The sequence below is a fragment of the Nocardioides albidus genome, from assembly GCF_006335005.1.
GTDB lineage: Bacteria > Actinomycetota > Actinomycetes > Propionibacteriales > Nocardioidaceae > Nocardioides > Nocardioides albidus.
In genome coordinates, this window is the sequence record NZ_VDMP01000025.1 from 277,198 (window position 1) to 285,655 (window position 8,458).

Annotated in this window: 11 protein-coding genes; 6 read left to right on the top strand and 5 right to left on the bottom strand. The window is 72.9% G+C overall.

Translation table 11 applies throughout. The features are described 5' to 3' along the window. Positions 1-828 (top strand): hypothetical protein (locus FHP29_RS14490; RefSeq protein WP_158296577.1); only part of this gene is annotated, 828 nt, incomplete at its 5' end. A 274-nt stretch (positions 829-1,102) separates the two neighbouring features. On the opposite strand, the gene FHP29_RS14495 is transcribed toward FHP29_RS14490, so the two are convergent. Then, positions 1,103-1,837 (bottom strand): sterol desaturase family protein, encoded by a 735-nt coding sequence (locus FHP29_RS14495; protein WP_139623569.1) that lies wholly within the window; start codon positions 1,835-1,837, stop codon positions 1,103-1,105. Further along, positions 1,834-2,556: a FadR/GntR family transcriptional regulator gene (locus FHP29_RS14500; protein WP_139623570.1), complete on the bottom strand. Its 723-nt coding sequence runs from the start codon at positions 2,554-2,556 to the stop codon at positions 1,834-1,836. Before FHP29_RS14500 ends, FHP29_RS14495 begins: the two co-directional genes overlap by 4 nt. Positions 2,557-2,700: 144 nt before the next feature. Between FHP29_RS14500 and FHP29_RS14505 the strand changes: the two genes are divergently transcribed. Continuing rightward, positions 2,701-3,495, top strand: a complete 795-nt coding sequence (locus FHP29_RS14505) for an SURF1 family protein (RefSeq protein WP_139623571.1) — start codon at positions 2,701-2,703, stop codon at positions 3,493-3,495. After that, positions 3,492-3,827, top strand: coding sequence for a DUF3817 domain-containing protein (locus FHP29_RS14510; protein ID WP_139623572.1), 336 nt, complete (start codon positions 3,492-3,494; stop codon positions 3,825-3,827). Before FHP29_RS14505 ends, FHP29_RS14510 begins: the two co-directional genes overlap by 4 nt. On the opposite strand, the gene FHP29_RS14515 is transcribed toward FHP29_RS14510, so the two are convergent. Further along, positions 3,824-4,165, bottom strand: a complete 342-nt coding sequence (locus tag FHP29_RS14515) for a DLW-39 family protein (protein ID WP_139623573.1) — start codon at positions 4,163-4,165, stop codon at positions 3,824-3,826. The two genes, FHP29_RS14510 and FHP29_RS14515, sit on opposite strands and share 4 nt — an antisense overlap. 162 nt (positions 4,166-4,327) lie before the next feature. Between FHP29_RS14515 and FHP29_RS14520 the strand changes: the two genes are divergently transcribed. Together FHP29_RS14520 and FHP29_RS14525 are read left to right on the top strand one after the other, a co-directional pair. Continuing rightward, complete coding sequence (locus tag FHP29_RS14520; RefSeq protein WP_139623574.1) at positions 4,328-4,837, top strand: peptidylprolyl isomerase; 510 nt, start codon at positions 4,328-4,330, stop codon at positions 4,835-4,837. 10 nt (positions 4,838-4,847) lie between these two features. Continuing rightward, on the top strand, positions 4,848-5,768 hold the full coding sequence (locus tag FHP29_RS14525) for a rhomboid family intramembrane serine protease (RefSeq protein WP_139623575.1): 921 nt from the start codon (positions 4,848-4,850) through the stop codon (positions 5,766-5,768). A 146-nt stretch (positions 5,769-5,914) separates the two neighbouring features. Here the strand turns inward: FHP29_RS14525 and FHP29_RS14530 are convergent, their stop codons facing one another. Continuing rightward, on the bottom strand, positions 5,915-6,421 hold the full coding sequence (locus FHP29_RS14530; protein WP_240044514.1) for a cell division protein CrgA: 507 nt from the start codon (positions 6,419-6,421) through the stop codon (positions 5,915-5,917). Between the two features lie 44 nt (positions 6,422-6,465). Here FHP29_RS14530 and FHP29_RS14535 point away from each other — a divergent pair, with 44 nt between their 5' ends. Then, complete coding sequence (locus FHP29_RS14535; protein WP_139623576.1) at positions 6,466-7,272, top strand: DUF881 domain-containing protein; 807 nt, start codon at positions 6,466-6,468, stop codon at positions 7,270-7,272. 9 nt (positions 7,273-7,281) lie between these two features. Here FHP29_RS14535 and FHP29_RS14540 read toward each other — a convergent pair. Next, a partial coding sequence (locus tag FHP29_RS14540; RefSeq protein WP_205014130.1) for a PASTA domain-containing protein occupies positions 7,282-8,458 on the bottom strand: 1,177 nt, incomplete at its 5' end.

The following is an 8,458-nucleotide window of genomic DNA, read 5'->3' on the forward strand; positions in this document are numbered from 1 at the left end:
CCGTCCGCCGCCGTCCTCACCCTCGTCCCGTCGGCCGCGACGACCCTCGAGGTCACCGACTTCGACCAGCTCCGCCTGGTGCTGGGGTTCTCGACGCTCGGTGCGGACACGCCCGCTCCGGAGCGGGCCCGCTTCTGGGCGCAGCTGCCCCGCACCGCCGCCCTCTCCGACGGGCTGCTCCGCCCGGCCGACCAGCGGCTCCGCGGCGAGTTCGGCATCAGCCAGGACGACGTCGCCTGGGAGGCGCGCTGGTCCGGTGGCGACGGGCCGGACGGCTGGGTGCTCGCCTTCCACGACGACGTCCCCATGGCCGCGGTGCGCCGCGCGGTCGAGGCCCGCGTCGGACCGCTGGCCGGCGCGGTCGTCGACGACGCGCGCCACCTCGCGACCTCCGCCCAGCCTCCCGCGCCCGCGGAGTCGTGGGGCGCCGACCCCGCACTCGTCGGGCTCACCGGGAACGAGGCGGTCTCGACGTACGTCGAGCGAGGCTGCACCCCCTTCGACACGGTCTTCGGCGCGGGCATGGAGGAGCAGCTGGCCGCGGCCCCGGCCGCGGCGCTGCACGGGCTCGACGAGCTCGAGGCCTGGTCGATCGCGCTCGGCACGGAGCTCGCCACGGTCCAGCTGGGCGAGGCCCGCAAGGACGCGTTCGACCGGATGCGGCTCGCGGAGGTGATGCCGCCGACCCGTCCGGAGTTCGGCCTGGTCCTGGCCCGCGGCGTGGCCGACCCGGAGAGCGGCCGGCTGGGCTACGTGCTCAGCGATCCGCCCGCGGCGGCGCGGCTGACCCGCGAGCGGCATCTGCCGTTCACCGTCTGCCCGAGCTGACCCGAGCTGACCTGGTCGCCCGGTCCGGGTCGCCCGGTCTGGTGTTCCGAAACGGATCCGCGGAGGCGTGCGGCAAGCTCGCGGTCAACTGCCTCAACGCCTACGGCGGGCTGATGACGATCCTCACCACGACCGCGGCCTTCACCCGCAGCAGCCCGATCTCCCCGACCCTGCGGGTGGTCCTGATCGCCGCCTTCCTCGCGACCTCCGTCGGCATCGCGCTGTTCGCGTCGGCCGACCACCGGGCCGATGACCGAGGCCCGCGGGTAGCGGCCTACCGCGCCAGGTCGTGGAGGCGCTGCACCGTCGGTGACGTCGGCACCGTGGCCGGATCGGGCGCCGTACCGAACAGGCGGTCGGCGGTCCCGGCCGAGGTGACCGTGAACCAGTAGTGCTCGCTCTTGTAGTGGTGGAGCCGGTGGTTGCGCCAGATCCGGCGGTATGACGCGGACCGGGGCCGGTAGTCGCTGTGCAGCAGGTAGTGGGTCCACTCGTAGGCCGACGTGATCGCGTAGATCGCGACCAGCAGCGTGAGCATCGACGTCGTCGTCGGCGTGACCAGCCACGCCAGGGCGGTCCAGGCGGGCGCGAGCCACAGCTGGGCCCGCCAGGGGATGAAGACGAGCGGGATGGCGCGCGGGTCGGCGTGGTGGGCGCGGTGCTTGCGCGCGAGCAGCGGGTCGAGGGTGAGCGGGCCGAGCCGGCGCGGCCGCCAGTGCAGGACGAACACGTGGACGAGCCACTCCACGACCGGCAGCACGGCGCCGAGGCCGAGCGGGATCGCCAGCTCCCACCAGCTGCCCGGCCCGGAGATGACCCGGCCGACGAGCGCGGCGCTCAGGCAGGTCCCGAGGAGGTAGGGACTCGGGTGGCGCCAGAACTCGGCGAACACCTCGCCCAGTGTCTGGTTGGTACGGCGGCCCGCGGCCCGGTCGCCGACGTACTTCCCGTCGAGCCGGGCCTCGTCCTCGGCGAGCCGACGCGTGGCGTGGGCCTCGCGCGGGCTCACGCGTCGTCCCCCATCGCGGCGAGCGCGCCGAGCAGGGTGTCGGCGGTCGGCGTCAGCACCCGGGCGGCGGCCGCACGGGCGGTGGGTGCGTCGCCGGCCCGGATCGCGGCGGCGAGCAGCCGGTAGGGCTCGGCCTGGCCGACCTCGTCGGCGAGGATCGTCGCGAGCGCGGGCAGGGCGGGCTCGTAGGCCGCGCGCAGGCTGTTGAACATCAGCCGGAACACCATCGAGTCGGCGCCGTCGACGAGCAGGTCCCAGTAGTCCAGGGCGAGCACCTGCCAGCGGACGGCGTCGGTCACGGTCGCCATCTCGTCGACCACGGCGTCGAGCCCGGTCGCCAGCGCGGGTCCGCCGCGCCCGGCGGCGAGGGCGGCGATGCCCGGTCCGATCTCGGCGCGCGCCTCGATGACGCTGCGCCCGATCGCGGTGTCCAGTCGACCGCTGCGCACCAGCAGCCGCGGGAGCAGGTCGAGCCCGGCAGCGCGCCGGAAGTCGCGGACCAGGGTGGCGCCGCCCTGGCGGACCTCCACCAGCCCGGTCTGCGCGATGCGACCGAGCGCCTCGCGCACCGCGGGCCGGGAGACGCCCAGCACCTCCGCGAGACGACGCTCGCTCGGCAGCGGCTCGCCCACCCCGAGCTCGCCGTCGACGACGTCGTCGACGAGCTGGTCGAAGACCTGGTCGGACACCGAGCGGCGGGTGACGGGACGCAGAGCCATGGCTCGAACCTAGGCGGGTCTGGCCCGGTGGTCAAGTGGTCAGACCAGTTGTGGTTGGGTCCCCGACCGCACATCTCCGGGCCTGATCTGCACGGTTCGGTCCCCCACCGCAGCAATTCAGCCCCCACTCGTAGGCTGGCCCGCGTGGTGCGGTGGTGGAGCATGCGGCTGTGGGGTGCCCACCTGCTGGGGCTGGTCTGCGTGGCGATCGCCATCGGCATGGGCGGCTGGCAGTACGACGCCTGGCAGGCCCGGCGCGACGCCGAGCGCGTCGATCTGACCCACGCCGAGCCGGTGGCGATCGGCGACGTGATCGGCCCCGACGACCCCTTCCCGACGGCCGGGCTGGGGCGTCCGGTGGAGGTCCGCGGCACGTTCCTGGCCACGGGCACCGTCCTGGTGTCCGGCCGCCCCGGCGCGCAGGGGGCGGACGGCGACTGGCTGGTCACCCCGATCACCGTCGGCGACGACTCCGCGCCCGCCGTACCCGTGGTGCGGGGGTGGGTGCCCGCCGGCACCGACCTCGCGAGCCTGCCGGCGCCGCCGGCCGGCGAGGTCGCGCTGACCGGCTGGCTGCAGCCGCCCGAGGGCAGCGGCGCGGTCGACGAGGACCCGCAGGACGACGTCCTCCCCGAACTGCGCATCGCCGACCTCGTGCAGCGCGTCGACCAGGACCTGTACGGCGCCTACGTGGTCGCCGAGGAGCCGCCGGCCGCCGACGCCGCGGCGGGGGTGCAGGGTGCGACCCTCGACCAGTTGCCGCAGGCGAGCCGGTTCACCGGGCTGCGCAACATCCTGTACGCGATCGAGTGGTGGGTGTTCGCGGTGTTCGCGGCGTTCCTGTGGTGGCGCTACGTGCGCGACGCCACGTCGGAGCGGGGGACCGAGGAGGCCGAGTCCGAGGCGGCCGGGGACGCCGTCGTACCCTCGGACCCGTGACCAAGCTCTTCACCCTCTACCGCGTGCTCGCGCTCGTGGTGGGCGTGCTCCTGCTCGTCGGCACCGTCGGCTCGCTGCTGAAGTACCTGCTCGAGGACGGCACCACGCTGCAGCGGCTCGGCGACGACCTCACGCCGGTGTGGCTGGTGCACGGCTGGATCTACATCGGGTACGTCGTGGTCGCCTTCCTGCTGACCCAGAAGGCGCGCTGGACGATCCCCCAGCTCGGGCTGATGCTGGTCGCCGGACTGGTCCCCGGCCTGATCTTCTGGGTGGAGCGCCGGGTGGCTCAGCGCCTGCGCGAGGACCACGCGGAGCTCGCCAGCAGCTAGCTCTGCGGCTCCTCCGGCAGCGGATCGGTCAACGGATCCGGACGGTCGCCGACCGCTGGCGACTCCGGCGCATCCTGCGGCGCGTCCTCCGGCTCGTCGATCGGCTCGGGCGCGTTGTCGACGAGCAGCTCGTCGGGCGCGGGAGCCGGCGGGGCGGGCGGCTCGGTCGGCTCCGGCGGCAGGGGCGGCGTCGGTCGGGCCGGGGCTCCGGGGGCGCCCGAGTCGGGGGCGGACTGCCACAGCGAGCCCTCGTCGCGACCGGCCTGCAGCTTCTTCGCGACCGCCGCCACCAGCCCTCCCAGCGCCCCGAGGACCACCAGGCTCTTCAGCTTTCCCATCGCGTGCTCCCTTCGCCGTGCGTCGTCCGGCGCCCCGGGCGGGGCGGCGTACTCCATCCCACCATGCCACCGGCGGCAGGTACACCAGGACGGCCTGTGCGTCGTCAGTAGGATCGAGGTCGTTCCGCACCCATCCGCACCAGCTGGAGACGAGGCATTTCCATGGCAGAGCCGCAGGCCGTCCTGAAGACCAACAAGGGCGACATCACGCTCAACCTGTTCCCGAACCACGCGCCGGAGACGGTCGCCAACTTCACCGGCCTCGCCTCGGGCGAGAAGGCCTACGACGCCGGCAACGGCGCGAGCGGTCCGTTCTACGACGGGCTCACCTTCCACCGGGTCATCCCCGGCTTCATGATCCAGGGCGGCTGCCCCCTCGGCACCGGCACCGGCGGCCCGGGCTACCAGTTCAAGGACGAGCCGCACCCCGAGCTCACCTTCGACAAGCCCTACCTGCTCGCGATGGCCAACGCCGGCCCGGGCACCAACGGCTCGCAGTTCTTCATCACCGTCGGCGCGACCACCTGGCTGAACTTCAAGCACACCATCTTCGGCGAGGTCGCCGACCAGGCCGGCCGCGACGTCGTCGACGCGATCGCCGCCGTCCCCACCGGCCCGATGGACCGCCCGGTCGAGCCGGTCGTCATCGAGTCCGTCGAGCTCGTCGGCTGATCATCCCCGCATGAGCACCCCTCCGGTCGGAGTGCCGACCTGCTACCGGCACTCCGACCGTGAGACCTGGATCCGCTGCCAGCGCTGCGAGCGCCCGATCTGCCCCGACTGCATGAGCGAGGCGTCGGTCGGCTTCCAGTGCCCCGACTGCGTCGCCGAGGGCCGCAGGTCGGTCCGCCAGGCGAGGACGGCGTACGGCGGCCAGATCACCGGCAACCCGGGCGCGGTCTCGATCGCGCTGATCGGCATCAACGTGGTCGTCTGGGCCGCGATCATGGCGACCGGGCGCTACGGCAGCCGGATCTATGAGCTCTTCGCGCTCGCCGCGACCGGATCGTGCCGGGAGGGCGACGGCGGCTACTACCCGTTCGTCGACCAGGCCGGCTGTCACGCGGGCGCGACCGCCCGGTGGGTCGACGGGGTCAGCGACGGCGCCTTCTGGCAACTGTTCACCTCGATGTTCACCCACGTCGAGCCCTGGCACCTCGGCTTCAACATGCTGGCCCTGTGGGTGCTCGGCCCCCAGCTCGAGACCATCCTGGGCCGCGGGCGCTACCTTGCGCTCTACCTGCTCTCCGGGCTGGTCGGCTCGGTGGCGGTGTACTGGCTCTCCGCCGAGCAGACGACCACCGTCGGCGCGTCCGGGGCGATCTTCGGCCTGATGGGCGCGCTCGTCGTCGTCGGGCTCAAGGTCGGCGGCAACGTGCAGAGCCTGCTGGTGTGGATCGGGATCAACGTCGCGCTCACCTTCACCCTCTCCAACGTCTCCTGGCAGGGCCACTTCGGCGGCCTCGTCGGCGGCGCCGCGATCGCGGCGGTGCTCGTCTTCGCACCCCGCGAGCGGCGGACGCCGATCCAGGTCGTCGGGCTCTCTGCGATCGGCGCGCTGCTGCTGGTCGCCACCGCAGTGCGGACCCTCGCCCTCACCTGACGGTTATCCCCAGGGTTCTCCACCGTTGTGGATGAATGACACCCGTGTAGTTCTCCCCAGCTGTGGAGATCTCTGGGGAAAAAGAACACCGCGCCGGGGACCACGAGGGCCCGCCGGCGCGGCGTACGCGGCGTACGTGGAGGGGCCTACTCCCAGCGGGTCGCGAAGGCGAAGCCGACGGCCATGAACCCGATGCCGACGAACAGGTTCTTCTGCCCGAGGTCGCCCAGGATCGGGATGTCCTTGGGGTCGTTGCCGGTCAGGAAGATGTAGAAGACGCAGATCCACAGCAGGCCGATGAGGAAGCAGCCCAGCATCCCGACCACGACGCCCCGGCCGCGGCCGAGCGGGGTCTTCGGGTGCGCGGAGATCATCAGGCCGAGGAAGAGGGCGATGAACCCGATCAGGTAGTTCTTGCCCTCGAGGTCGGCGAAGAAGGAGGGTCCGCCGGGCTGGCGCACCTTGCCGTCGGCGCCGATGCTGCCGAACCCGTCCGTGGGCCGGATGCCGAAGTAGTAGTAGACGATCCAGCCGATGCCGCCGAGGATGAGCAGCAGCGCGATGGCGAAGCGCGCGCTCATCACGGGCCCGCGCACCGGGTCGCCGAAGACCTCGCGCTCCTTGCGCTTCGACAGGCGGGACGACTTCGCCACGGGTGGCTCCTCGATCAGGTTCAGGTGTGGTGGACACTGTCAGTATGACGGGTGTCCACGCCGGAGGTACTACGGGCCGCCGTCCCGAGGCGCGCCGACGCTCCCGGGCGTGGCGGGTCGGCACGCCCGTGGTCGTCCTGCTCAGCGGCGCCCTGCTCGCCGTGTCGGCCCCCAACAGCGAGGGCTCCGACCTGCGCCCGGGCCGCTACACCGACCTGGCCGGGCTGGTCGAGGGCGAGGCGGCCGACTACCGCAAGGTCGAGGAGAGCTACCAGGACCTCTCCGACGAGGTCGACCGGCTCAGCGCCGGCGTCGGCGACAAGAGGGTGCGCGAGGCGCGGCGCCGGATCGCGACCCTGCGCGACCCGGCCGGGATGACACCGCGCTCCGGGCCGGGTCTGCAGATCACGCTGTCCGACGCACCCGATGAGCTCTTCGACGAGGCCGTCGAGCGCAACCGGGACCTCGAGCCCGACGACCGGATCAGCCTCAACCGCTTCGTCGTGCACCAGCAGGACATCCAGGCCGTGGTCAACGCCCTGTGGACCGGCGGCGCCAGCGCCGTGACGATCGCGGGTCAGCGGGTCATCTCCACCACCGGCATCCGCGGCAAGGGTCCGGTGGTCCAGCTCCAGGGTCAGCCCTTCCCGCAGCCCTATGTCATCGAGGCCGTCGGCGACCCCGGCGCGCTCTACGCCGCCGTCGACGCCGACCCGATCGTCCAGGGCTACCGCAAGGACGCCGACAACCCGCTCATCCGGATGGGCTGGGAGCTCGACTTCGAGCAGCGGGTCGAGGCGCCGGCGTACGACGGCGTCGTGGACCTGCAGTACGCCCGCCCGCTGCGGTGACGGCGGGGCTCAGGGGCGCACCCTGCCGAGGGGGTTGAGCGGGTCGGTGCCGGCGGTGACCTCGGCGCCGTCGCTGACCCCGTCGCCGTCGGAGTCCGGGTTGGCGGGGTTGGTGCCGCGGGCGGCCTCCTCGCCGTCGGGGAGTCCGTCGGCGTCGGTGTCGGCGGGCGGCGGCGGGGCCGGCTCGTAGATCGAGACGAAGATGATGATCTCGGTGCCCTTCGGCCGCCGGCCGTCACCGGGGATCTGCTCGGTGATCCGGCCCTTCTTCTGGGTGGCGTCGTCGGGGCGTCCGTCGCGAACGACCGGGACGAACCCGGCGTCGCGGATCGCCTGCTCCGCGTCGGCCTGCTTCAGGCCGATGACGTTCGGCACCTTCTCGGGTCCGTCGGAGACGCACAGCTCGACGGTCGCGTCGCGGTCGACCATGGTCGAGCCGAGCGGGTTCTGCTCCACCACCGTGCCCTTGGGCTCGTCGGTGTCGCACTCGCGCTCGGAGACGTTGCGCTCGCTGATCCCCGCGGCCACGAGCGCGGCGATCGCGTCCCTCTTCTTCTGCTCGATCACTGAGGGCAGGGCGAACTGGCCCGGTCCGATCGACACGACGAGGTTGATCCTCGAGTCCGCCTCGACGTAGTCGTCGCCGACGGGGTTCTGCTCGATGACGCGGCCCGCCTCGATCTTGTCGTCGTTGCGCACGCTCACCGTGCCGACCTCGAAGCCGGCCTTCCCGATCGCGGCGCGGGCGTCGTCCTCGGTCATCCGGACGACGTTGGGCACGCGCTCCGGCGGCGGGGTGGTGTCGAAGAGCCGGGGCAGCACGAAGAACGCGGTGCCGATGATCGCGGCCACCAGGATGCCGAGCAGCACCCACAGGGTCGCGCGGCTGCGGCGGTCGCTGTCACGGTCGGGCGGCAGCGGCGGCCGGATCGCGGTCCCGGCGTGGTCGTCGCGCTCGACCACGGCGGCGTGCCGGGGCGTGACGACCGAGGTCTCGCTGGTGTGCGCCGTCGCCGCGGGCAGCACCGCCTGCACCGGGCGGCCCGCGAGATAGCGCTCGATGTCGGCGCGCATCTGGGCCGCGGACTGGTAGCGGTCCTCGACCCGCTTGGCGAGGGCCTTCATCACGATGGCGTCGATCTCGGGGGTGAGGTCGTCCTCGTGCTTCGACGGGGGTACGGCGGGC

What these genes read in the sequence shown, in the direction of transcription:
- FHP29_RS14500 (WP_139623570.1), bottom strand. Translation starts at nt 2,556, where the DNA reads ATGGCTCTGCGTCCCGTCACCCGCCGCTCGGTGTCCGACCAGGTCTTC.
- FHP29_RS14520 (WP_139623574.1), top strand. Translation starts at nt 4,328, where the DNA reads ATGGCAGAGCCGCAGGCCGTCCTGAAGACCAACAAGGGCGACATCACG.
- FHP29_RS14525 (WP_139623575.1), top strand. Translation starts at nt 4,848, where the DNA reads ATGAGCACCCCTCCGGTCGGAGTGCCGACCTGCTACCGGCACTCCGAC.
- FHP29_RS14515 (WP_139623573.1), bottom strand. Translation starts at nt 4,165, where the DNA reads ATGGGAAAGCTGAAGAGCCTGGTGGTCCTCGGGGCGCTGGGAGGGCTG.
- FHP29_RS14535 (WP_139623576.1), top strand. Translation starts at nt 6,466, where the DNA reads ATGACGGGTGTCCACGCCGGAGGTACTACGGGCCGCCGTCCCGAGGCG.